General features: G+C 62.0%; 19 protein-coding genes, 1 rRNA gene and 1 pseudogene. 13 read left to right on the forward strand and 8 right to left on the reverse strand.

What is annotated here, in order from left to right; all coding sequences use genetic code 11:
* Positions 1 to 174: 174 nt before the first annotated feature.
* From D8767_RS25910 to D8767_RS25920, 3 genes are all read right to left on the reverse strand, one after another.
* Positions 175 to 1,711 (reverse strand): 16S ribosomal RNA (locus tag D8767_RS25910).
* 560 nt (positions 1,712 to 2,271) lie between these two features.
* Entirely contained in the window at positions 2,272 to 3,765 is a 1,494-nt protein-coding gene (locus tag D8767_RS25915) for a CoA-acylating methylmalonate-semialdehyde dehydrogenase (RefSeq protein ID WP_014861053.1), read from the reverse strand.
* 73 nt (positions 3,766 to 3,838) lie between these two features.
* Positions 3,839 to 5,185 (reverse strand): aspartate aminotransferase family protein, encoded by a 1,347-nt coding sequence (locus tag D8767_RS25920; protein WP_016715427.1) that lies wholly within the window; start codon positions 5,183 to 5,185, stop codon positions 3,839 to 3,841.
* Positions 5,186 to 5,303: 118 nt separating this feature from the next.
* Here D8767_RS25920 and D8767_RS25925 point away from each other — a divergent pair, with 118 nt between their 5' ends.
* From D8767_RS25925 to D8767_RS25945, 5 genes are all read left to right on the forward strand, one after another.
* A complete protein-coding gene (locus D8767_RS25925) occupies positions 5,304 to 6,221 on the forward strand; it encodes a LysR family transcriptional regulator (RefSeq protein ID WP_016715426.1) in 918 nt (305 codons plus the stop codon).
* Positions 6,222 to 6,311: 90 nt separating this feature from the next.
* Positions 6,312 to 6,974 carry a TetR/AcrR family transcriptional regulator gene (locus D8767_RS25930; protein ID WP_016715425.1) on the forward strand — a complete coding sequence of 221 codons (663 nt, stop codon included), beginning with the start codon at positions 6,312 to 6,314 and terminating at the stop codon, positions 6,972 to 6,974.
* A gap of 9 nt (positions 6,975 to 6,983) precedes the next feature.
* Positions 6,984 to 7,568 carry a YigZ family protein gene (locus tag D8767_RS25935; protein ID WP_016484768.1) on the forward strand — a complete coding sequence of 195 codons (585 nt, stop codon included), beginning with the start codon at positions 6,984 to 6,986 and terminating at the stop codon, positions 7,566 to 7,568.
* A gap of 366 nt (positions 7,569 to 7,934) precedes the next feature.
* Positions 7,935 to 8,621 (forward strand): SDR family oxidoreductase, encoded by a 687-nt coding sequence (locus D8767_RS25940; RefSeq protein ID WP_016715424.1) that lies wholly within the window; start codon positions 7,935 to 7,937, stop codon positions 8,619 to 8,621.
* A gap of 86 nt (positions 8,622 to 8,707) precedes the next feature.
* Positions 8,708 to 9,655, forward strand: a complete 948-nt coding sequence (locus D8767_RS25945) for an adenosine deaminase (protein WP_016715423.1) — start codon at positions 8,708 to 8,710, stop codon at positions 9,653 to 9,655.
* Between the two features lie 19 nt (positions 9,656 to 9,674).
* Here the strand turns inward: D8767_RS25945 and D8767_RS25950 are convergent, their stop codons facing one another.
* Positions 9,675 to 10,388 carry a helix-turn-helix transcriptional regulator gene (locus tag D8767_RS25950; RefSeq protein ID WP_016715422.1) on the reverse strand — a complete coding sequence of 238 codons (714 nt, stop codon included), beginning with the start codon at positions 10,386 to 10,388 and terminating at the stop codon, positions 9,675 to 9,677.
* 457 nt (positions 10,389 to 10,845) lie between these two features.
* Between D8767_RS25950 and D8767_RS29405 the strand changes: the two genes are divergently transcribed.
* A complete protein-coding gene (locus D8767_RS29405; RefSeq protein ID WP_080578136.1) occupies positions 10,846 to 11,043 on the forward strand; it encodes a hypothetical protein in 198 nt (65 codons plus the stop codon).
* On the opposite strand, the gene D8767_RS25960 is transcribed toward D8767_RS29405, so the two are convergent.
* The gene (locus D8767_RS25960; protein ID WP_016715421.1) at positions 10,994 to 12,175 is read right to left on the reverse strand and encodes a multidrug effflux MFS transporter; all 1,182 of its coding nucleotides are present in this window, start codon (positions 12,173 to 12,175) and stop codon (positions 10,994 to 10,996) included. The genes D8767_RS29405 and D8767_RS25960 overlap by 50 nt on opposite strands.
* Before the next feature lie 104 nt (positions 12,176 to 12,279).
* Positions 12,280 to 12,477, reverse strand: coding sequence for a heavy-metal-associated domain-containing protein (locus tag D8767_RS25965; protein WP_016715420.1), 198 nt, complete (start codon positions 12,475 to 12,477; stop codon positions 12,280 to 12,282).
* Between the two features lie 131 nt (positions 12,478 to 12,608).
* On the opposite strand from D8767_RS25965, the gene D8767_RS25970 reads away from it, so the two are divergent.
* The 5 genes and pseudogenes from D8767_RS25970 (at position 12,609) to D8767_RS29805 (ending at position 17,980) form a co-directional block, all read left to right on the forward strand.
* Positions 12,609 to 12,995 (forward strand): hypothetical protein, encoded by a 387-nt coding sequence (locus D8767_RS25970; RefSeq protein WP_016715419.1) that lies wholly within the window; start codon positions 12,609 to 12,611, stop codon positions 12,993 to 12,995.
* Positions 12,996 to 13,047: 52 nt separating this feature from the next.
* Entirely contained in the window at positions 13,048 to 15,462 is a 2,415-nt protein-coding gene (locus tag D8767_RS25975; protein ID WP_016715418.1) for a heavy metal translocating P-type ATPase, read from the forward strand.
* Complete coding sequence (gene cueR / locus D8767_RS25980) at positions 15,459 to 15,869, forward strand: Cu(I)-responsive transcriptional regulator (RefSeq protein WP_016497881.1); 411 nt, start codon at positions 15,459 to 15,461, stop codon at positions 15,867 to 15,869. Before D8767_RS25975 ends, cueR begins: the two co-directional genes overlap by 4 nt.
* Before the next feature lie 365 nt (positions 15,870 to 16,234).
* A pseudogene (locus tag D8767_RS29800) lies at positions 16,235 to 17,122 on the forward strand (cache domain-containing protein); the annotation flags it as partial.
* A gap of 129 nt (positions 17,123 to 17,251) precedes the next feature.
* Positions 17,252 to 17,980, forward strand: coding sequence for a methyl-accepting chemotaxis protein (locus tag D8767_RS29805; protein WP_371257973.1), 729 nt, complete (start codon positions 17,252 to 17,254; stop codon positions 17,978 to 17,980).
* Between the two features lie 65 nt (positions 17,981 to 18,045).
* On the opposite strand, the gene D8767_RS25990 is transcribed toward D8767_RS29805, so the two are convergent.
* Both D8767_RS25990 and D8767_RS25995 read right to left on the reverse strand, forming a co-directional pair.
* Positions 18,046 to 18,825 carry a helix-turn-helix transcriptional regulator gene (locus D8767_RS25990; protein ID WP_028699149.1) on the reverse strand — a complete coding sequence of 260 codons (780 nt, stop codon included), beginning with the start codon at positions 18,823 to 18,825 and terminating at the stop codon, positions 18,046 to 18,048.
* Positions 18,826 to 18,879: 54 nt separating this feature from the next.
* Positions 18,880 to 20,160: an acetyl-CoA C-acetyltransferase gene (locus D8767_RS25995; RefSeq protein WP_016715415.1), complete on the reverse strand. Its 1,281-nt coding sequence runs from the start codon at positions 20,158 to 20,160 to the stop codon at positions 18,880 to 18,882.
* A gap of 118 nt (positions 20,161 to 20,278) precedes the next feature.
* Here D8767_RS25995 and D8767_RS26000 point away from each other — a divergent pair, with 118 nt between their 5' ends.
* Both D8767_RS26000 and D8767_RS26005 read left to right on the forward strand, forming a co-directional pair.
* A complete protein-coding gene (locus D8767_RS26000; RefSeq protein WP_016715414.1) occupies positions 20,279 to 21,631 on the forward strand; it encodes a 3-oxoacyl-ACP reductase in 1,353 nt (450 codons plus the stop codon).
* Positions 21,632 to 21,633: 2 nt separating this feature from the next.
* Complete coding sequence (locus tag D8767_RS26005; RefSeq protein ID WP_028699147.1) at positions 21,634 to 22,485, forward strand: MaoC/PaaZ C-terminal domain-containing protein; 852 nt, start codon at positions 21,634 to 21,636, stop codon at positions 22,483 to 22,485.
* Positions 22,486 to 22,534 lie beyond the last annotated feature (49 nt).

Genomic DNA, 22,534 nt, shown 5'->3' on the forward strand with positions numbered 1-22,534 from the left:
TCCAGCAGTGAAACTGGTCATCAGTCTATATCTATCACATATCCGAATTTTTAAAGAACGGTCTGACAAAAGTCAGAAATCAACATTCAAACTGAATGCTCATTTCTGAGTTCTGATCAGCAAATGAATCAAGCAATTCGTGTGGGAGCTCATCAGCAGGCTGATGTCGTCGATTAAGGAGGTGATCCAGCCGCAGGTTCCCCTACGGCTACCTTGTTACGACTTCACCCCAGTCATGAATCACACCGTGGTAACCGTCCTCCCGAAGGTTAGACTAGCTACTTCTGGTGCAACCCACTCCCATGGTGTGACGGGCGGTGTGTACAAGGCCCGGGAACGTATTCACCGCGACATTCTGATTCGCGATTACTAGCGATTCCGACTTCACGCAGTCGAGTTGCAGACTGCGATCCGGACTACGATCGGTTTTGTGAGATTAGCTCCACCTCGCGGCTTGGCAACCCTCTGTACCGACCATTGTAGCACGTGTGTAGCCCAGGCCGTAAGGGCCATGATGACTTGACGTCATCCCCACCTTCCTCCGGTTTGTCACCGGCAGTCTCCTTAGAGTGCCCACCATTACGTGCTGGTAACTAAGGACAAGGGTTGCGCTCGTTACGGGACTTAACCCAACATCTCACGACACGAGCTGACGACAGCCATGCAGCACCTGTGTCAGAGTTCCCGAAGGCACCAATCCATCTCTGGAAAGTTCTCTGCATGTCAAGGCCTGGTAAGGTTCTTCGCGTTGCTTCGAATTAAACCACATGCTCCACCGCTTGTGCGGGCCCCCGTCAATTCATTTGAGTTTTAACCTTGCGGCCGTACTCCCCAGGCGGTCAACTTAATGCGTTAGCTGCGCCACTAAAATCTCAAGGATTCCAACGGCTAGTTGACATCGTTTACGGCGTGGACTACCAGGGTATCTAATCCTGTTTGCTCCCCACGCTTTCGCACCTCAGTGTCAGTATCAGTCCAGGTGGTCGCCTTCGCCACTGGTGTTCCTTCCTATATCTACGCATTTCACCGCTACACAGGAAATTCCACCACCCTCTACCGTACTCTAGCTCGCCAGTTTTGGATGCAGTTCCCAGGTTGAGCCCGGGGCTTTCACATCCAACTTAACGAACCACCTACGCGCGCTTTACGCCCAGTAATTCCGATTAACGCTTGCACCCTCTGTATTACCGCGGCTGCTGGCACAGAGTTAGCCGGTGCTTATTCTGTCGGTAACGTCAAAACAGCAAGGTATTAACTTACTGCCCTTCCTCCCAACTTAAAGTGCTTTACAATCCGAAGACCTTCTTCACACACGCGGCATGGCTGGATCAGGCTTTCGCCCATTGTCCAATATTCCCCACTGCTGCCTCCCGTAGGAGTCTGGACCGTGTCTCAGTTCCAGTGTGACTGATCATCCTCTCAGACCAGTTACGGATCGTCGCCTTGGTGAGCCATTACCCCACCAACTAGCTAATCCGACCTAGGCTCATCTGATAGCGCAAGGCCCGAAGGTCCCCTGCTTTCTCCCGTAGGACGTATGCGGTATTAGCGTTCCTTTCGAAACGTTGTCCCCCACTACCAGGCAGATTCCTAGGCATTACTCACCCGTCCGCCGCTGAATCAAGGAGCAAGCTCCCGTCATCCGCTCGACTTGCATGTGTTAGGCCTGCCGCCAGCGTTCAATCTGAGCCATGATCAAACTCTTCAGTTCAATACTGCTTGGGTTTTTAAGAAACCCTAAACTTGGCTCAGCAATCTCAAATGACTATGTGATTTCTCGCATGGCCACTTGTGATGCTGATAATCTTTTTGACTATCAGTCCGTACTCACAAGCACCCACACGAATTGCTTGATTCGATTTGTTAAAGAGCGTTTGGTTAAGAGCTTTTCGTCTCAACCGAGGCGCGCATTCTACGCTTTCCTCAGAGCCTGTCAAGCGTTTATTTTGAAGTTTTTTGCGAGAAACTCGTTTAGCTTCAAACACTTGGCTCGCTGCGATCTCTCGTAGCGGGAGGCGAATCATACAGCGTTTAAAACCGCTGTCAACCACCATTTCAACCGCTTGCGATCATTCGATCGTAGCCCTTTCAACCTCACCTTAACTAATTAACTCGTTGAATCTCAAGGAGTTTTTCGTTCCGATGTCGCTGGAAGTGGGGCGCATTATAAGGGGATTCGAAACCCCGTCAACCCTTAATTTCAAGAAACCTTAATATTGCTGAAAAACAAAGCGGGGAGGCCTGCCGGCCTCCCCGCTTCAGTTACCTGCCTTAAAGGCTAGGGAATGCGAATTGCGATGCCTCATGGCTGGCACGCTGCGGCCAACGCTGGGTAATTGCCTTGCGACGGGTATAGAAGCGAACACCGTCCGGGCCATAGGCATGCAGGTCACCGAACAGCGAACGCTTCCAGCCACCAAAGCTGTGGTAAGCCACCGGCACCGGCAGCGGTACGTTCACCCCCACCATGCCCACTTCGATCTCGTCGCAGAACAGGCGCGCCGCTTCACCGTCACGGGTGAAGATGCAGGTACCGTTGCCATACTCATGATCGTTGATCAGCTGCATGGCCTGCTCCAGGCTGTTCACGCGCACCACGCACAGCACCGGGCCGAAGATCTCTTCTTTATAGATGCGCATCTCTGGGGTCACCTTGTCGAACAGGGTGCCGCCCACGAAGTAACCATCTTCATTACCGGCCACACGGAAGCCGCGCCCGTCCACCACCAGCTTGGCGCCGGCAGCAACACCGTCATCGATGTAACCCACTACCTTGTCACGTGCAGCCGCAGTCACCAGAGGGCCCATGTCCAGACCGCACGAGGTGCCTGCACCAATCTTCAGCGCCTTGATCTGTGGTTCCAGCTTGGCAATCAGCGCATCAGCCACTTGGTCGCCCACGCACACAGCCACCGAAATGGCCATGCAACGCTCGCCGCACGAACCGTAGGCCGCGCCCATCAGTGCGCTGACGGCGTTGTCCAGGTCGGCATCCGGCATCAGCACCGCGTGGTTCTTGGCACCACCCAGGGCCTGTACACGCTTGCCGCGCTTGGTACCTTCTGCATAGATGTATTCGGCGATCGGGGTCGAACCCACAAAGCTCAGTGCTTTCACTTCTGGCGCTTCGATCAGCGCATCCACTGCTTCCTTGTCACCGTGCACCACGTTCAGGATGCCCTTTGGCAGGCCGGCTTCCAGCAGCAGTTGGGCAATGAACAGCGTGGAGCTCGGGTCACGCTCGGAAGGTTTGAGGATGAACGCGTTACCGCAGGCGATGGCCAGCGGGTACATCCACAGCGGCACCATGGCCGGGAAGTTGAACGGGGTAATACCCGCGACCACGCCCAGTGGCTGGAAGTCAGACCAGGCGTCGATGTTCGGGCCGACGTTGCGGCTGTACTCGCCTTTCAGCACCTCTGGCGCCGCGCAGGCGAACTCGACGTTCTCGATGCCGCGCTTCAGCTCACCGGCTGCGTCTTCCAGGGTCTTGCCGTGCTCTTCGCTGATCATCTGCGAGATTTTGGCTTCGTTCTGCTCCAGCAGTTGCTTGAAGCGGAACATCACCTGGGCGCGTTTGGCCGGCGGGGTGTTGCGCCAGGCCGGGAAGGCTGCCTTGGCGGAGTCGATCGCTTCCTGCACGGTCGCGCGGCTGGCCAGCTCGACCTTGCGTACAGCCTGGCCGGTGGACGGGTTGAAGACATCGGCGGTGCGCTCACCCTTGGTAACCAGCTCGCCGTGGATCAGGTGCTGAACAATGCTCATGCAAAACTCCAGATAAAGAAGGTAGAAGCAGGCGCGTGATGCGTTCACGCGCCGGGCATCAAAATCGGATAGATCAGTCGATCAGGTTCAGGGTTTCGCCGACTGCGTCGAACAGGCGGTCCAGTTCCTGCGGCGTGGTGTTGAAGGTTGGGCCGAACTGCAGGGTGTCGCCACCGAAGCGCACGTAGAAGCCCGCCTTCCACAGTTTCATCGCCGCTTCGTACGGGCGGACGATGGCATCACCGTCGCGAGCGGCGATCTGGATGGCGCCGGCCAGGCCGTAGTTACGGATATCGACGATGTTCTTGGTGCCCTTCACGCCGTGCAGCAGCTTCTCGAAGTGCGGCGACAGCTCGGCGGCGGACTGCACCAGGCTTTCCTTCTGCAGCAGGTCCAGCGCGGCGATACCGGCGGCACAGGCTACCGGGTGGGCCGAATAGGTGTAGCCGTGCGGGAATTCCACGGCGTACTCCGGGGTCGGCTGGTTCATGAAGGTCTGGTAGATCTCGCTGCTGGCAATCACCGCACCCATCGGAATGGCGCCGTTGGTGACCTGCTTGGCGATGCACATCAGGTCCGGGGTCACGCCGAAGGCTTCAGCGCCGGTCATCGCCCCCATGCGGCCGAAGCCGGTGATCACTTCGTCGAAGATCAGCAGGATGTTGTGCTGGGTGCAGATTTCACGCAGGCGCTTCAGGTAACCCTTCGGCGGCGGCAGTACGCCGGCCGAACCGGCCAGCGGCTCGACGATCACCGCGGCGATGTTGGAAGCATCGTGCAGCTCGATCAGCTTGAGCATTTCGTCAGCCAGGGCAATACCACCCTCTTCCGGCATGCCCTTGGAGAAGGCGTTCACTGGCAGCACGGTGTGAGGCAGGTGGTCGACATCCAGCAGCTGACCGAACAGCTTGCGGTTGCCGTTGACGCCACCCAGGCTGGTACCGGCAATGTTCACGCCGTGGTAGCCACGGGCACGGCCGATGATCTTGGTCTTGGTGGCCTGGCCTTTCAGGCGCCAGTAGGCACGCACCATTTTCAGGGCGGTGTCGGCGCACTCGGAACCAGAGTTGGTATAGAAGACGTGATTCAGGTCTCCCGGGGTCAGCGCGGTGATCTTCTCGGCGAGCTGGAACGACAGCGGGTGGCCGAACTGGAAGGCCGGTGAGTAATCGAGGGTGCCAATCTGGCGGGCCACTGCCTCGGTGATTTCCTTGCGGGTGTGCCCGGCACCGCAGGTCCACAGGCCAGACAAGGCATCGAAAATCTTGCGCCCTTGGTCATCGACCAGGTAGTTGCCTTCGGCCGCCACGATCAGCCGTGGGTCGCGCTGGAAGTTACGGTTGGCGGTGTAGGGCATCCAGTGGGCATCCAGCTTGAGCTGGCTGGCGATACCGGCGGGAGCGGTTTCGGGCATGTTCATCGGCGGTTCCTCGGAAGACGATTAGGCAACGATGGATGTTGTTGCAGCTAAGTTGGCACGCGGATAAAGTCTGAAAAAGCCTACATTTCTAATCTTCAGACAGGCCAAGACTAAACTAATGAGCCGACGCCCCGATCCACTCGCCCAGGTCAGCGACTTCGACATCCGCTTGCTGAAGATCTACCGCAGCGTAGTCGAGTGCGGCGGCTTCTCGGCCGCCGAAAACGTGCTGGGCATTGGCCGCTCGGCCATCAGCCAGCAGATGAACGACCTGGAGCAACGCCTTGGTCTGCGCCTGTGCCAACGTGGCCGCGCAGGTTTTTCGCTGACCGAGGAGGGCCGTGAGGTCTACCATTCGGCCCTGCAACTGCTCAGCGCGCTGGAAAGCTTTCGCACCGAGGTCAATGGCCTGCACCAGCATTTGCGTGGCGAGCTGAACATTGGCCTGACCGACAACTTGGTCACCCTGCCGCACATGCGCATCACCCACGCACTGGCCGAACTCAAGGACCGAGGCCCCGATGTGCGCATCCAGATCCGCATGATTGCCCCCAGCCAGGTTGAACACGGTGTGCTCGACGGCAGCCTGCATGTGGGCGTAGTCCCCCAGACCAGCCCGCTGTCGGGCCTTGAGTACCAACCGTTGTACAGCGAACGTTCGCTGCTTTACTGCGCCGTTGGCCACCCGCTGTTCTATGCCGATGACCAGCAGATCGACGACGAACGCCTGAACAGCCAGGAAGCCATTACCCCGACATTCCGCCTGCCGGCCGACATCCAGGCGCACTACCAGGCGCTGAACTGCACGGCCAGTGCTTCGGACCGCGAAGGGATGGCGTTCCTTATCCTCACCGGGCGCTACATCGGCTACCTGCCCGATCATTACGCCACCTTCTGGGTGCAGCAGGGCCGCTTGCGTGCCCTCAAGCCTCAACAGCGCTTCTATGACCTGAGCCTGAGCTGGGTAACGCGCAAGGGCCGGCGGCCGAACCTGGTGCTGGAAAGCTTTCTCGACAGCCTGGCTGCGACACGTTGATGCCAGTCTCTGCCGCAAACGCTTGTCACTTCGGCACAGGCAGGTAATCTTGTCCGACAGCCGCAGCCCCTGACCCGTACGGAATCGTCCATGACCCTAGAAGTCCCTGCGCATCGCCTCTCTGCCTCGGGCAAGCCCGCGGGCCGCATCCGCCAGAAGAACGAACAGGCCATTATCCAGGCCGCCGAAGACGAGTTCGCCCGCCATGGTTTCAAGGGCACCAGCATGAACACCATCGCCCTCAAGGCGGGCTTGCCCAAGGCCAACCTGCATTACTACTTCAACAACAAGCTGGGCCTGTACATTGCCGTGCTCAGCAACATCATCGAGTTGTGGGACAGCACCTTCAACGCCTTGAGCGTCGATGACGACCCCGGCGAGGCCCTGAGCCAGTACATCCGTACCAAGATGGAGTTTTCCAGGCGCAACCCGCAAGCTTCGCGGATTTTCGCCATGGAAGTGATCAGCGGCGGCACCTGCCTGACCGAATATTTCAGTGCCGACTACCGTGAGTGGTTCCGCGGCCGAGCCGCTGTGTTCCAGGCCTGGATCGCAGCCGGCAAGATGGACCCGGTCGACCCGGTGCACTTGATCTTCCTGCTGTGGGGCAGCACCCAGCACTACGCCGACTTCGCCACCCAGATCTGCCAGGTTACCGGCCGCAGCCGCCTGACCAAGCAGGACATGGAAGACGCGAGCAACAACCTTATCCACATCATTCTGAAGGGCTGCGGCATCAAGCCGGCTGCCTGAACGTCATTTATGCCTTCTACCCTGCTCGACCTCTGCGAGTACCGCGAGGAAATCCGCAAAAGCCGCTTCATCACCCTGGCCGGGCCGATCAGCAGTGCTGCGGATGCGATGAGTTTCATCGAACGCCACAGCGACCTGGCTGCCACCCACAACTGCTGGGCCTGGAAGCTTGGCGCCCAATACCGCAGCAGCGATGACGGTGAACCCGGCGGCACTGCCGGGCGGCCGATTTTGGCAGCCATCGAAGCACAAGACTGCGACCAGGTCGTGGTGCTGGTGATCCGCTGGTATGGCGGTATACAACTGGGTACCGGCGGCCTGGCCAGGGCCTATGGCGGTGGCGCCAACAAATGCCTGCAGCAGGCGCCTAAACGGCTGCTGGTGCAGCGCAGCGAATTCACTTGCAGCTGCAGTTTCAGCGAACTGGCACTGGTGAAACTGCGTCTGGCAGAGGTTGATGGCCTCGTCCTGGATGAGCAATTCACCGCCAACGGCGTGGACCTGCTAATTGCGCTGGGTGACGCCCACCTGGCCCCCCTGCAGCAGCAACTGGCCGACTTGAGCCGCGGGCGCATCCTGCTCGAAGCCCGCTGAACATTGCCCACAGCAACTGTGGGCCGGCCTGTGGATAAGCTTGGGGCACTCGGTTGCAGCCCAATAAATTCAAGGCCCGCATAGCTTTGATCATATTTTGATCACTGCTTGATGACAGCCGCAAACCGCTGAAAGCGTGAAAGTTATCCCCAGTGGAGGGCTCGACAAGCCTACCCACCCCACCAGAGCTTGCACACAATAACTGTGGAACAGCCTGTGGATAACCCGTGCGCCAACAGGCGAAGCGCCCGGCTACAAGCGCTCTGGCAACCTTGATCAATTTTTAGCCGTTTATCCGGTGAGCGCACACGCCTTCCGTAACGTATGCTCAATTCCTTTTTCCTACACCGATAAAGGAATGTTCCTATGGCTAATTCAAGAACTGCCCTCATCATCGGCGCCTCGCGCGGGCTTGGCCTGGGCCTGGTGCAACGCCTGCACGAAGATGGCTGGAACATCACTGCTACTGTCCGCAACCCACAGCAGCCCGGCGCCCTGGCGGACGTGCCCGGCGTGCTCATCGAGCAGTTGGAGATGAACGACACCGCCCAGCTCGACGGCCTGAAGCAACGCCTGCAGGGCCAGGTGTTCGACCTGGTATTCGTCAACGCCGGTGTCATGGGCCCCCTGCCACAAGACCTGGAGACCGTACAAAACAAAGACGTCGGCGACCTGTTCATGACCAACGCCGTCGCACCGATCCGCGTGGCCCGGCGCCTCGTCGGCCAGGTACGCGAGGGCAGCGGCGTACTGGCCTTCATGAGCTCGATCCTGGGCAGCGTGACCATCCCCGACGGCGGTGAAATTTGCCTGTACAAGGCCAGCAAGGCGGCGTTGAACTCGATGATCAACAGCTTTGTCGTCGAGCAGCAGCGCCCCGACCTGTGCGTGCTGGCCATGCACCCAGGCTGGGTAAAAACCGACATGGGTGGCGAAAACGCCGAGATCGACGTACTCACCAGCACCCGCGGCATGCTCGACCAGATCAAGGCGCAAAGCGGCAAGGGTGGCCTGCGTTTCATCAACTACAAGGGCGAACCCTTGGTCTGGTGATTCACCGGGTCGCAGCCTGGCCGGGCGCAATGCCCGGCCAGCCCCTGTAGAATGGCGGCAACCGTACCTGATTGAGACCCCCCTATATGTATGACTGGTTGAACGCCCTGCCCAAGGCCGAGCTGCACTTGCACCTGGAAGGCTCGCTGGAGCCCGAGTTGCTGTTCGCCCTGGCCGAGCGCAACAAGATCGCCTTGCCCTGGGCCGATGTAGAGACCTTGCGGGGCGCCTACGCCTTCAACAACCTGCAGGAGTTCCTCGACCTGTATTACCAGGGCGCCGATGTGCTGCGTACCGAGCAGGACTTCTACGACCTGACCTGGGCCTACCTGCAACGCTGCAAGGCGCAGAACGTGATACACACCGAACCGTTCTTCGACCCGCAAACCCACACCGACCGTGGCATCCCCTTTGAAGTGGTGCTAAACGGTATCAACCAGGCACTGAAGGACGGCCGTCAGCAACTGGGCATCAGCAGTGGCCTGATCCTCAGCTTCCTGCGCCACCTGAGCGAAGATGAAGCGCAAAAAACCCTCGACCAGGCCCTGCCGTTCCGCGATGCATTCATCGCCGTTGGCCTGGACAGCTCGGAAATGGGCCACCCGCCGAGCAAGTTCCAGCGTGTGTTCGACCGCGCCCGCAGCGAAGGCTTCGTTGCCGTCGCCCATGCCGGCGAAGAAGGCCCGCCCGAGTACATCTGGGAAGCGCTGGACCTGCTGCAAATCAAGCGTATCGACCATGGCGTGCGCGCCATCGAGGACGAGCGCCTGATGCAGCGCATCATCGATGAGCAGATCCCGCTCACGGTGTGCCCGCTGTCCAACACCAAACTGTGCGTGTTCGACCACATGAGCCAGCACAACATCCTCGACATGCTCGAGCGTGGCGTGAAAGTGACGGTCAACTCGGACGACCCGGCCTACTTCGGCGGCTACGTCACGGAAAACTTCCACGCCCTGCACACCCACCTGGGCATGACCGAAGACCAGGCCCGTCGCCTGGCACAGAACAGCCTGGATGCCCGGCTGGTCTGATTGAACGACGACGTTGCGTTCAACCGACCTGCAATGTCTCCACGCGGGCGATGCGATTGATCTGCTGGATACCCAGCGCAGAGATATGCAACGCCCGCGTGTCTTCGGCCTCACGCATCCAGCCAGATTGCAGGAATAGCCTGAACAAAGCCTGGCCCAGCACGCCGCCCAGATGCGGGGCCTGGTCATTCCACTCGGTGCAGCGGCAAATCACGCAACCGCGTTGCTCGTGGGGTGCCAGGGCATCGATGTACACCCCGACCGAGGCCAACTGCGCCCTCCCCTCGTCACTGACCATCAACTGCCTTCCGCTGCCTTCCAGCCAGCCGGCCACCACCAGGCGGTGATACAGCTCACTGGCCAACTCCCCGCCCAGGTGATCGCCACAACGGCGTGCCCGGCGCATCGACATGGGCAGCGGTGATACCGGTGCCTTGGCCTGCTCTCCCCTGGTGCTTTCCAGCTGTACGCTGGCCAAGGCCTCGACCGCCGCCCCGACCTGTGGGGTTGCCAGGCGGAAGTAGCGTTTTCGCCCCCTGGCTTCATGCCGGAGCAAACCGGCCGATGACAGCAACGAAAGGTGCGCGCAAGCCGACGAGGACGTCAGGCCGGTCATTATCGCAAGCTCATTGGCTAGCCGTGGCGTACCGTCGATCAATGCCCACAACATGGCACTGCGTTTGGGGTCGGCCATCAAGCTGGCAATCTGGCTGATGCTGCTGGCTGCGTTCATGTCCCTGTAACTCCCTGCAAGTTCACTGAGTGGATGCGATGGCCAACCCTGGCAGGGAAGCACCTCTCGCTGGCGCTGGCCTGGCTCGCAGTATAAGCCGCAGAAAATCGCATTCAGACGGCCTTGCGCAGACACATCGGCGACGAAAAACCACTGGGTATGCCTACCCATGGCAACCAGTGAAGCGGCGCCAGAAAGCGACCCGCAAGCCGGTCAGCCAAAGCGCCGATACCCACAGACAGAGGCCCCGAAATATCTGGATAGAAAAAGACTTGCAGCAATTTCAGATACGGCCCACAGCGACCTTCCACAAATAGCGCGCGAGCTAGCGAAGGTTTCGCAGGTTTGCAGGCATTGCGCCCTTCGACCGTCAGTCAGGACATTGACGCAACACATGGCAGGCAGGAGGGCCAGCGCTACACTTGAGCGGCTCTTCCCATTCTGGAGGTATGCCGCGATGAAAATTATCGTCAGTGCATCGAGCCGAAACCCCGCCTGTCCTTGGCAGGTCCAGCTCGATCAACACGTGGTCAGTTTCCGCAGCGAGGCCGAGGCGCGGGCCTTCGTCGCCACGCTGGAAACCCGCCTTCAGGCACCTCACCCGCTCATGCGGGAGCCTTGGCCTGCAAGCGCCGGGTCAGCAGCGCGACACTGACCGCCAATGCCCCGCACAAGCTGATCACCAGCGCCATAGGTACCGCGCTGCCATCGTGCAGTAGCCCGACCAGCGCAGCGGCACCCGCAGCAACGCTGAACTGCACGCACCCCATCAATGCCGAAGCACTGCCGGCCCGCGCGCCCTGCCCGCTCATGGCACACGCCGATGCATTGGGGATGATGCAGCCCAGGCTGGCAATGCAGATGAACAACGGCACCAGCAGCGGCCACAGCTGCGCGGGTCGCAAAGCCGCCACGCCCAACAGCACCAGGCCCGCAACCAGGTACAGCCACACGGCGCGCGCCAGCAGGAAAGCAGGCCCGCGCTTGGCCAGCAATCGGGCATTCACCTGCGCCACGAGTATGAAGCCGGCAGCATTGGTGCCGAATAGCCAGCCGTAATGTTCGGCCGGTACGCCATAGAGCTTGATGAACACGAATGGCGAACCGGCAATGTAGGCAAACATGCCGGCAATGGCGATACCACCCGTCAAGGCATGGCCAAGGAACACCCGGTCAGCGAGCAGACGCAAATACTGGCGCAATGCGCCAGACAGCGGCTGTCGCGGTATATGCGCAGGCAGGCTTTCCGGCAGGCCCAGGCTGACTGCCAGCAGGCAACCGGCGCTGAATAGGCTCAAAGCCAGGAAGATCGACTGCCAGCCCGCCAGGTTCACCAACACCCCGCCCAGCATCGGTGCCAGGATTGGCGCCAGGCCCATGACCAGCATCAGTTGCGAGAACACCTTGGCCGAGGCCACCGGGTCGCACTTGTCGCTGACGATGGCCCGCGACAGCACCATGCCTGCACAACCGCCCAGCGCCTGGACAAAGCGCGCAACCACCAGGGTGTCGAGGTTGGGGGCATAGGCACAGGCCAGTGACGCCAGGGTGAACAGGGTCACGCCGAACATCAGCGGTTTGCGACGCCCAAAGCGGTCGGCAACCGGCCCGTAAGCCAGCTGGCCGATAGACAGGCCAAGGAAGTAAGCGGCCAAGGTGGCCTGGACGTGTTTTTCGTCGGTGGCGAACGCCTGCGCCATGGCCGGGAAGGCGGGCAGGTAAAAGTCGATCGCCAAGGGCCCGAACGCACTGAGTGCGCCCAGGATGAGCACCATTCGCAGGTTCATCAGGAATCCATAGCAGGCTAAGCAAGTGGCTGATTCTACCTGCTGTGGACCCCTTCAGGATGAAAACATTTGCAACACATGGGCCGCCAGGCAACCCTGACGTATCACGCCACCTCGGCCTGATAGCCCTCGTCCCGAATGGCGGTAAGAATCTGCTCTGGTGCCAGCTCACTCTGCACCCGCACCTGTCTGGCCGCCAGGTCGACCTCGATTTTGGCCGCAGCATCCTGCTCCTGCACCGCCCGGGTCACCGCTTTCACACAATGGCCACAGGTCATGCCTTGTACATTGAACACTTGCATGGGGGTCTCTCCTTCAGGTTTTCAACGAGTCTCAAGCTTGCCATCGGGGCAAGGTCAACACCCGGGGTGGAAATCTACGCCCGTGTCGGCCAAGCTGCGCCTTTGACGATCAGGCAAGCAGGAGATTATTCATGTTCAGGGCAGCATTGGGCGTTGTCGGGCTATTGAGCGCACTGGCTGCGGTGCCACCGGCTAGCGCCGAGGGCAACTCGGACTACAGCGTACTGATCATCTCCCGGGAACGCCTGGAAGTGGCCACCGGTTGCGAAATTGGCGTTTACCTCAACGACCAGCTCTCCGGGCGCGTGTTCCAGGAACAGTCCACCTCGTTCAACCTTCCACCCGGTCCGGTGGACGTACGTCTGCGCCTGCTGCCAGGGCAGGTGCAAGGCTGCGCGCCGGGCATCGAGGACCAGCGCAGCACACGTTTGAATTTGCAGGCGGGCCAGATCAACAAATACCGCATCGCCATGGGGCAATATGGCCTGGAGTTGAAGCGAGCCGGCCTGGGCTATTGACCTTACCTGCATGGCAAGGTTGATGCTGGAGGCCTGTCCAAGGAGGAGAGCCATGCCCGCATCCACCACTTACGACCTGCCGATCTCCGGCATGACCTGCGCCAGCTGTGCCGGCAGGGTTGAGCGCGCCCTGCGCAAGGTCACCGGCGCTGAACAGGTCAGCGTCAACCTCGCCACCGAACAGGCTCGGGTCCAGGCCCCGGCCAACAGCCTGCCCGCCCTGGTCGACGCCGTGCGCGAAGCCGGCTACGACGTGCCCACCCGCACTGTCGAACTGCAGATTGGCGGCATGACCTGCGCCAGTTGCGCCGGCCGCGTTGAGCGTGCCCTTGGCAAGCTGCCTGGGGTCGAGCACGTCAGCGTCAACCTCGCCAGCGAACGCGCTCACCTCGAAGTGCTCGCAGCCCTCGATGACAACCAGCTGATCGACGCCGTGCACAATGCCGGCTACAGCGCCAGCCTGCCGCAATCGGCCAAGGACGACCAAAGCGCTGCCCAGCGCCGCCTGCGCAATGAGCGTCTGGCGGTCGGCGCAGCCTTGCTGTTGGCCCTGCCGCTGGTACTGCCAATGCTGGTGCAGCCCTTCGGCCTGCACTGGATGCTGCCAGCATGGGTACAGTTCCTGCTGGCCACGCCGGTGCAATTCATTCTCGGCGCACGCTTCTACAAAGCCGCCTGGAAGGCCGTGCGCGCCGGTGCCGGCAACATGGACCTGCTGGTGGCCCTGGGCACCAGCGCCGGCTATGGCCTGAGCCTTTACCAGTGGGCGCAAGCACCCGCCGGCATGGCCCCGCACTTGTACTTCGAAGCCTCGGCCGTGGTCATTGCCCTGGTATTGCTGGGCAAGTACCTGGAAAGCCGTGCCAAGCGCCAGACCGCCAGCGCCATCCGCGCCCTTGAGGCACTGCGTCCGGAACGTGCCGTGCGTGTCGTCGAGGGTCAGGAAGAAGACGTGCCCATTGCCCAGTTGCGCCTGGGCGACCTGGTACTGGTCAAGCCCGGCGAGCGCTTCCCGGTCGATGGTGTAGTCGAGGACGGCAGCAGCCATGCCGACGAAGCCCTGATCAGCGGAGAGAGCCTGCCAGTACCCAAGCAGCCGGGCGACAGCGTCACGGGCGGTGCCATCAATGGCGAAGGCCGGTTGCTGGTGCGCACCCAGGCGCTGGGGACCGAAACCGTGCTGGCACGTATCATCCGCCTGGTCGAAGACGCCCAGGCCGCCAAGGCGCCGATCCAGAAGCTGGTCGATCGGGTCAGCCAGGTGTTCGTCCCCGCCGTGCTGGTGCTGGCCCTGATCACGCTGGTCGGCTGGTGGCTGGCCGGCGCACCGCTGGAAACCGCGCTGATCAACGCCGTCGCCGTGCTGGTCATCGCCTGCCCCTGCGCCCTCGGCCTGGCCACCCCTGCGGCAATCATGGCCGGCACCGGGGTCGCTGCCCGCCACGGTATCCTGATCAAGGACGCCGAAGCCCTGGAGCGTGCCCATGCGGTCAACCGCGTGGTCTTCGACAAAACCGGCACCCTCACCTCCGGCAGTCCTCGGGTGGTTCACAGCCAGGCACAGGCTGGCAGCAGTGCCGACCTCCACCGCCTGGCCGGCGCCCTGCAACGTGGCAGCGAACACCCACTGGCCAAAGCAGTGCTGGATGCCTGTGCCGAACAGGGGCTGGACGTGCCGGTGGTTACCGACAGTCAGTCGCTGACCGGGCGCGGTATCGCAGGAAGTGTGGAAGGCCGTGAGCTGGCCCTGGGTAACCGCCGCCTGCTGGACGAAAGCGGGCTGCAGCCCGGCGACCTGGCTGCGAAGGCCCAGGCCTGGGAAGCCGAGGGGCGTACCTTGTCGTGGCTGCTCGAACGTGGCGCGCAACCCCGCGTGCTGGGGCTGTTCGCCTTTGGTGACAGCCTCAAGCCCGGCGCCGCGCAAGCCATCGACACCCTGCATGCCCAACACATCAGCAGCCACCTGCTGACCGGCGACAACCGCGGCAGCGCCAAAGTGGTTGCAGACGCCCTGGGCATCGACGATGTGCATGCCGAAGTATTGCCAGCCGACAAGGCTGCGACCGTGGCCACGCTCAAACAGGACGGCGTGGTCGCCATGGTGGGTGATGGCATCAACGATGCCCCGGCACTGGCCGCCGCCGACATCGGCATTGCCATGGGTGGCGGTACCGACGTGGCCATGCAGGCCGCTGGCATCACCCTGATGCGCGGCGACCCTCGCCTGGTGCCTGCGGCCCTGGAGATCAGCCGCAAGACCTATGCGAAGATTCGCCAGAACCTGTTCTGGGCATTCATCTACAACCTGATCGGCATCCCGCTGGCCGCGCTGGGTTACCTCAACCCGGTACTGGCCGGCGCCGCCATGGCCCTGTCCAGCGTGAGCGTGGTCAGCAACGCACTGTGGCTCAAGACGTGGAAACCCACCACCACCACCACCACCACCACCACCCAGGAGGCGCCATGAATATCGGCCAGGCCGCCCGCCGCAGCGGGCTTAGCACCAAGATGATCCGTTACTACGAATCCATCGGCCTGCTCAAACCGGCCACACGCAGCGACAGCGGCTACCGCCTGTACCAGGCGGAAGACTTGCACAGCCTGGCCTTCATCAAGCGCTCCCGCGACCTGGGGTTTTCCCTGGAGGAGGTCGGCAAGCTGCTGACCTTGTGGCAGGACCGCCAGCGTGCCAGCGCCGATGTGAAAGCGCTGGCCATGCAGCACATCGACGAGCTGAACCGGCGCATCGAGGAACTGGTGAGCCTGCGCGACACCCTTGGCGAGCTGGTTTCGCACTGCCAAGGGGACGACCGCCCGGACTGCCCGATCCTCAAAGACCTCGCCAACGGCGCCGCCGGCAGCTGCTGCCACTGAACGGTCACACGCGTTTGGTATGCCAAAAGCGTCCAAACGCGACCGAATAGTCACCAACTACGACTTTATCCAATAAATACGGGCGTTCTGGCTACATAAAACCCGGATGCTGCCGATGCACTGGCTACCTGCCTCGTGTGTCGACAATAAAAATTCCGGGAGCGTCGATGAGCATCAAACAGAAACTGACCTGGGCATTCGCGGTCATCGCCGGCTTGCCCATCGTCCTCGTGGCCACCTTGGTGGTCCTCAACCTGCGTGGCGAAGCCCGCGACGGATTCCTCGACAGCAGCAGCCGGGAAATCCGCCAGGTCAGCAACGCGATGAACATCTTCTTCCAGGGCATCAACCAGAACGTCGAGTACATGGCTTCGCAGCCAATGGTCGCCGCCACGGGCAGCGAGCTGAACAAGTACATGAGTGCCTCGCCGTCCTACGAACTGGGCGAGCAGGCCAGCAAGCTCCTTGACTTCATGACCCGCCTGGCCAACTCACACCCTGCGTATGCCTACTTGTCCTACGGGGTGAACGACGGTGGCTACACAGGCTGGCCGGCAGGGCAGAAGTTCGTCAATTACGACCCACGGACTCGCCCCTGGTACCAACTGGCCATGGCCAACCCGGGCAAAACCGTACGTACCGGCGCCTACTACTGGGCTGCAGACGATGCGGTACTGGTCAGCACCGTGCGCGCCGTGGCCAACCAGCTGGGCAACCCCGGTGGCGTGGTCAACATCGACGTGTCGCTCAAGGGCCTTACCGAGATCATCAAGCAGATCAAGCTGGGCGAAAGCGGCTACCTGATGCTGGTGGAAAGCAACGGTAACGTAATGGTCGACCCACGCGACGCCGGGCACAACTTCAAGCAACTGGCGAGCTTTGGCGGTGGTTATGCCGAGTTGGCCAAGGCGGGCAAAGGCCTGGTCGAAGTCGAGCTCAATGGCGTGCGCTACATGGCCAACGTCTACCCCGACGAGCAACTGGGCTGGACCTTCATCGGCCTGATCGAACACAGCGAAGTGATGCAGACCACCACCCGGCTAACCTGGCTGATCGGGGTCGTCGCCGTGGTGTTGGCGGCGTTGTTCGCCGTGGTGGGTGCAGCGTTCGCCAAACTGATCGTGCGCCCGATCAACAGCGTTACCAACGGCCTGGAAGACATTGCCCAAGGTGAAGGTGACCTGACCCGTAACCTGGAAATCCGCGGCCGCGACGAAACCGCGCAACTGGCCAGCTGGTTCAACCAGTTCCTGGGCGCCATCCGCAGCCTGATCCAGCACATTGGCGCTGCCGCCGGCAAAATCCTCAGCACCTCCAGCAGCTCGACCCGCGTCTCCAGCGACATGGCCGAGGCCGCAGGCCGCCAGCGCGAAGCCGTGGACATGGTTTCCACCGCGTTCCACGAAATGGTCGCCACCGCCAACGAAGTGGCGCGCTCCTGCAGCCAGGCAGCGCAGTCGGCCGACAGCGGTCAGCAGCAGGCCCGCGAAGGCCAGCAGCAGATCGATGCAGCGGTACACAGCGTTGACCGCCTGAGCCAGGAAATCGAGCAGTCGGCCCAGTCGATCCAGCAGCTGGAGCGGGACAGCAATGCCATCCAGTCGATCCTCGGCACCATCCGCTCGATCGCCGAGCAGACCAACCTGCTGGCCCTCAACGCCGCCATCGAAGCCGCCCGCGCGGGTGAGCAAGGCCGTGGCTTTGCCGTGGTGGCCGATGAAGTACGGGCCCTGGCCAAACGCACTGCCGACTCCACTGCCGAAATCGATGGCCTGCTGGGCAACCTGGCCAACCGCACTGCCGAAGTGGCCGCGCAGATGCATGCCAGCCTGGAGGTATCGCAGCAATCGGTGAGCCGCATTGGCCTGGCACGCGACAGCTTCGGGCAAATCCGGGAATCGGTGGATGTGATCCGCGACATGAATACGCAGATCGCCACAGCCGCCGAGGAACAGCATCAGGTGGCCGAGGACATCAACCGTCACATCAGCCAGATTCACGGTGATGCCCAGCTGGTCGCCGAACTGGCCCAGGCGGCGCGGGTGGACTCGGAGAGCCTGGCAGGGCTGTCCAATGAGCTGGATGCGCTTGTGCGCAGGTTCCGCACCTGATGCGTTGCCTGTACCTGCCTCTTCGCGACTAACGCCGCGAAGAGGCAGGTACAGGCAACCGAGGACTAAAGCTTCAACTCCCCAGGCGTCGCCCCGAACAACTGCTTGAACGCCGCAATGTAAGCCGAAGTCGAGTCATACCCACATCCCAGCGCCGCCTCGGTCACATTCTCCCCCGCCTCCAGCAACGCCAGCGACGACAACAGCCGCATGCGCTGCCGCCAGTTTCGAAAGCTCAACCCAGTCTCCCGCTGGAACAGCCGCATCAGCGTCTTCTCCGAGCAACCCAGCTCCCGCGCCCATTGCTGCAATGTCTGCGGCTGGTCCGGTGCAGCAATCAAACCGTTGCACAGCCCCAGCAACCCAGGGTGCCTTGGCAACGGCAGCGAAAAACCGACCTCGGGCAACGTGCGCAACTGGTCGAGCAGCACCGCCACCAGGCGTGCTTCGGCGCTGTCATCTTCGGGGTAATCCGCCGGGAACAGGCAAAACTGCTTGATCAGCTCGCGTGCCAACGGGGTTACTTCCAGCACCCGGCATTGCTCTGGTGCCCACGGGCAGGCATCACGCCGTACATACAGGCTGCGCATTTCGGCCTGCATCGAGGTCACCACTTCGTGCTCGGCATCAGCAGGAATCCACACCCCCCACTGGGGCGGCGCGAAGTAACTGCCGTCGCGGGTGTACACGCCAAGTACACCGCTGATGGCGTAGGAAAACTGCACCCAGTCGTGCTGGTGGCGGGTGGTCCAGGAGCCGGCGCCGAGGCTTTCGGCACGGGCGTAGAGAGGCCTGGGCAGGTGGTCAAGCGCCGGGATGGCGCGGGGATGTCCGATGGTCGGCATGGCGGCTTCTTGTAGTTCTGATGGGACAAGCCTAACAGCTGACGCAGACGCACGTCAGGTGCGCTCGACAATCACCGTCACCCCCTGCCCACCTGCCGCACAAATCGATATCAACCCTCGCCCCTTCCCTGCCGTGGCCAACAGCTTGGCCAGGTTGGCCAATATGCGCCCTCCGGTCGCCGCAAACGGGTGCCCCGCTGCCAGCGAGCTGCCTTTTACATTGAGCTTGCTGCGGTCAATCGCCCCAAGCGGCGCCTCCAGCCCCAACCGTTCACGGCAATAATCGGCATCTTCCCAGGCCTTGAGCGTACACAGCACCTGGGCAGCGAAGGCTTCGTGGATTTCGTAGTAGTCAAAGTCTTGCAAGGTCAGGCCATTGCGCGCCAGCAAGCGTGGCACGGCATACACCGGCGCCATCAAGAGCCCTTCGCGACCGGTCACAAAGTCCACCGCAGCGGTTTCGCCATCGACCAGATAAGCCAGCACCTCCAGCCCCTGCTGCGCGGCCCATTCCTCGCTGCCCAGCAACACCATAGAGGCGCCGTCCGTCAGCGGTGTGGCGTTACCGGCCGTCAGCGTGCCCTGCCCGCTGCGGTCAAAGGCGGGTTGCAGCTTGGCCAACCGCTCAAGGGTCAGGTCGGGGCGCAGGTTATTGTCGCGGGTCAACGTAAGAAACGGCGTCAGCAAATCATCCTGCCAACCCTCGGCATACGCGGCAGCCAGTTTCTGGTGGCTGAGCAGCGCCAACGCGTCCTGTTCGGCACGGCCAATGCGCCAGGCCTGGGCCATACGCTCGCAATGCTCGCCCATCGACAGCCCGGTGCGTGGTTCGCCATTGCGTGGTAGTTCGGGTTTCAGGTGGTGAGGCCTGAGCTTGAGAAAGGGCTTGAGCCGCTCGCTCAGGCTTTTGCCACGGTTGGCTTGCAGGAGGATGTGGCGCAGGCTTTCGTTGACGGCAATCGGTGCGTCGGAGGTGGTATCCACGCCGCCGGCAATACCACTGTCGATCTGCCCCAGGGCGATCTTGTTGGCCACCAGCAACGCCGCTTCGAGCCCGGTACCGCAGGCTTGCTGGAGGTCATAGGCCGGGGTCTGCGGTGAAAGGCGCGAACCCAGCACACATTCGCGGGTGAGGTTCATGTCGCGCGAGTGCTTGAGCACCGCGCCAGCCACTACCTCCCCCAGCCGCAGCCCATGCAGGCGATAGCGTTCGATCAATCCTTCAAGGGCAACAGTGAGCATCGCCTGGTTGCTGGCCGTGGCGTAAGCGCCGTTGGAGCGGGCGAAGGGAATTCGGTTGCCGCCCAGGATCGCGACCCGGCGAAGTGAACGCATGCGCTTTTTCCTCCTGAAACAATTTGATCCGTACAGCCTAGGTGTTTTTACCGTGGGCGAACGACCTTGCCACGAAGTTGGTCCACACTTTCAAGCTTGCCTTTGCGGAGACCCACTCATGAGCGATCGCTACCTCGGCTTTGCCAACTCCAACCTCGGCCGCCGCCTCGTGGATGCCCTTGGCCTGCCACGCCCAGCCCCGCTGGAGCGCTGGCAGGCCGGCCGCCTACGCCCGGTGGAAGGGGCGCTGGTGCTGGGCGGCGGGCCAATGGCGAAACAGGTTGAAGCCATCGCCCCATGCCTGACTGACGAGGTTTACAGCTTCAATGCCGACGACCTGCTGGCTGAAGCCTGGGTGGCCGGCCTGGGGCCGAAAATCCAGGCCGTGGTATTCGATGCCCGTCATCTGTCCGACAGCGATGCCTTGAAGCAGTTGCGCGAATTTTTCCAGCCCCTGCTGCGTAGCCTGGCGCCTTGCGCGCATATCGTGGTGCTGGGGCGCGCACCGGAAAGCCTCGACAATCTGTTGGCCAGCGTTGCCCAACGGGCACTGGAAGGCTTCAGCCGTTCGCTGGCCAAGGAGCTGCGCAACGGCGCGACTGCCCAGCTGCTGTATGTCGCCCCCGGAGCCGATGACCAGCTGGAGGGCGCCCTGCGCTTTTTCCTCTCGCCCAAGAGTGCTTTCATCTCTGGCCAGGTGCTGCGCCTGGAAGCCTGTATCAGCCGGGTTGAGGACTGGACCCGCCCACTGGCCGGCCGTCGTGCCCTGGTCACTGGCGCAGCGCGCGGCATCGGCGCTGCCATTGCCGAAACCCTGGCACGGGATGGCGCTGATGTGCTGCTGCTGGATGTACCACAGGCCAGCCAGGACCTCGACGCCCTCGCTGCACGCCTGGGTGGCAAAGCGCTGGCGCTGGATATCTGCGCCAGCGACGCGGCAACGCAACTGCTGGCGGCCTTGCCCGACGGCATCGACATCGTGGTGCACAACGCCGGCATCACGCGTGACAAGACCCTGGCCAACATGACCCCGGACTACTGGGACGCGGTGCTGGCCGTCAACCTCAAGGCCCCACAGGTACTGACCCAGGCGCTGTATGACAGTGGCGCGCTGGGGGAAAACGCACGTATCACCCTGCTGGCCTCGGTCAGCGGCATTGCCGGCAACCGTGGGCAGGCCAACTACGCCGCCAGCAAGGCCGGGCTGATCGGTCTAGCCCAGGCCTGGGCGCCCCGGCTCGCCGAACGTGGCGGCAGCATCAATGCCGTGGCGCCCGGCTTTATCGAAACCCACATGACCGCAGCCATGCCCATGGGCCTGCGCGAGGCCGGCCGGCGCCTGAGCTCGTTGGGCCAGGGCGGGCGTCCGCAGGACGTCGCCGAAGCCATTGCCTGGCTCAGTCAACCGGGCTCCGGGGCAGTCAACGGCCAGGTGCTGCGGGTGTGCGGCCAGGCATTGATGGGGGCCTGAGCATGAGCCGACACTGGCATGACCTGCACAGCCCGGCTTCGCGCGCCAGCCTGTACCTGCGCGCAGCCAGCAAACGCACCATCAGCGGCGACCACCTGCCGGACGATGGCCTACGCTGCTTCATCCCGGTTCAGCAGGGCAACCTGGGCGCCTACCGGAAGCTCTGCCACTTTCCCGACGATGGCCGCCTGCCGGCGACGTATCCACATGTCATGGCGTTCAACCTGCAGTTGCAGTTGATGACCGCTCCAGACTTCCCCTTCCCACTGCTCGGCCTGGTGCATCTGTACAACCGCATCGAAGTGCTGCGCCCGCTTGGCGGTATCGAAGGGCTGCGCGTTGCGGTGTATGCGCACAACCTGCAACCGCATGCAAAGGGCGGCACCTTCGACCTGGTCACCGAGGCCGAAGACGGCATTGGCCTGCTCTGGCGCGAAACCAGCCGCATGCTGGTACGTGGGTTGAAGCTGGAAGGCGAGGCGAGTGAACCACCCGAAGCTAAGCCAGATGCATTACCCGAGGCCAGCCGCTGGTACGCCGACAGTGACATCGGCCGGCGGTATGCCAAGGTCTGCGGGGACTACAACCCTATCCACCTCAGTGCTGTCAGTGCCCGGTTGTTCGGCTTTCCTACAGCCATTGCCCATGGCATGTGGAGCATGGCCATGGCCCTGGCGGCATTGCGTGGGCACCTGCCGCACAGTGGGTATGCCTTTGAAGTGGACTTCCGCAAACCGGTACGGTTGCCGTCGGAGGTGGTGCTCAGTGCCAGTGAGGCAGGCACTGCAGGTCAGCTACGGCTGGAGGGGCATGGGGAGGTATTGCATATGATCGGGCGGTGGGGTCGGGTGTAGGCCACTTGCTTTGCATCGGGCCTGGGCAGAAGCTATGCAGCATTAGGAG

The sequence above is a fragment of the Pseudomonas sp. LTGT-11-2Z genome (assembly GCF_003691445.1).
GTDB classification, from domain to species: domain Bacteria; phylum Pseudomonadota; class Gammaproteobacteria; order Pseudomonadales; family Pseudomonadaceae; genus Aquipseudomonas; species Aquipseudomonas monteilii.

What these genes read in the sequence shown, in the direction of transcription:
- D8767_RS25990 (WP_028699149.1), bottom strand. Translation starts at nt 18,825, where the DNA reads ATGCCGACCATCGGACATCCCCGCGCCATCCCGGCGCTTGACCACCTG.
- D8767_RS25970 (WP_016715419.1), top strand. Translation starts at nt 12,609, where the DNA reads ATGTTCAGGGCAGCATTGGGCGTTGTCGGGCTATTGAGCGCACTGGCT.
- cueR (WP_016497881.1), top strand. Translation starts at nt 15,459, where the DNA reads ATGAATATCGGCCAGGCCGCCCGCCGCAGCGGGCTTAGCACCAAGATG.
- D8767_RS26005 (WP_028699147.1), top strand. Translation starts at nt 21,634, where the DNA reads ATGAGCCGACACTGGCATGACCTGCACAGCCCGGCTTCGCGCGCCAGC.
- D8767_RS25915 (WP_014861053.1), bottom strand. Translation starts at nt 3,765, where the DNA reads ATGAGCATTGTTCAGCACCTGATCCACGGCGAGCTGGTTACCAAGGGT.
- D8767_RS25930 (WP_016715425.1), top strand. Translation starts at nt 6,312, where the DNA reads ATGACCCTAGAAGTCCCTGCGCATCGCCTCTCTGCCTCGGGCAAGCCC.
- D8767_RS29805 (WP_371257973.1), top strand. Translation starts at nt 17,252, where the DNA reads ATGGTTTCCACCGCGTTCCACGAAATGGTCGCCACCGCCAACGAAGTG.
- D8767_RS25950 (WP_016715422.1), bottom strand. Translation starts at nt 10,388, where the DNA reads ATGAACGCAGCCAGCAGCATCAGCCAGATTGCCAGCTTGATGGCCGAC.
- D8767_RS25945 (WP_016715423.1), top strand. Translation starts at nt 8,708, where the DNA reads ATGTATGACTGGTTGAACGCCCTGCCCAAGGCCGAGCTGCACTTGCAC.
- D8767_RS25920 (WP_016715427.1), bottom strand. Translation starts at nt 5,185, where the DNA reads ATGAACATGCCCGAAACCGCTCCCGCCGGTATCGCCAGCCAGCTCAAG.
- D8767_RS26000 (WP_016715414.1), top strand. Translation starts at nt 20,279, where the DNA reads ATGAGCGATCGCTACCTCGGCTTTGCCAACTCCAACCTCGGCCGCCGC.
- D8767_RS25995 (WP_016715415.1), bottom strand. Translation starts at nt 20,160, where the DNA reads ATGCGTTCACTTCGCCGGGTCGCGATCCTGGGCGGCAACCGAATTCCC.
- D8767_RS25975 (WP_016715418.1), top strand. Translation starts at nt 13,048, where the DNA reads ATGCCCGCATCCACCACTTACGACCTGCCGATCTCCGGCATGACCTGC.
- D8767_RS25960 (WP_016715421.1), bottom strand. Translation starts at nt 12,175, where the DNA reads ATGAACCTGCGAATGGTGCTCATCCTGGGCGCACTCAGTGCGTTCGGG.
- D8767_RS25925 (WP_016715426.1), top strand. Translation starts at nt 5,304, where the DNA reads ATGAGCCGACGCCCCGATCCACTCGCCCAGGTCAGCGACTTCGACATC.
- D8767_RS25940 (WP_016715424.1), top strand. Translation starts at nt 7,935, where the DNA reads ATGGCTAATTCAAGAACTGCCCTCATCATCGGCGCCTCGCGCGGGCTT.
- D8767_RS25965 (WP_016715420.1), bottom strand. Translation starts at nt 12,477, where the DNA reads ATGCAAGTGTTCAATGTACAAGGCATGACCTGTGGCCATTGTGTGAAA.
- D8767_RS25935 (WP_016484768.1), top strand. Translation starts at nt 6,984, where the DNA reads ATGCCTTCTACCCTGCTCGACCTCTGCGAGTACCGCGAGGAAATCCGC.
- D8767_RS29405 (WP_080578136.1), top strand. Translation starts at nt 10,846, where the DNA reads ATGAAAATTATCGTCAGTGCATCGAGCCGAAACCCCGCCTGTCCTTGG.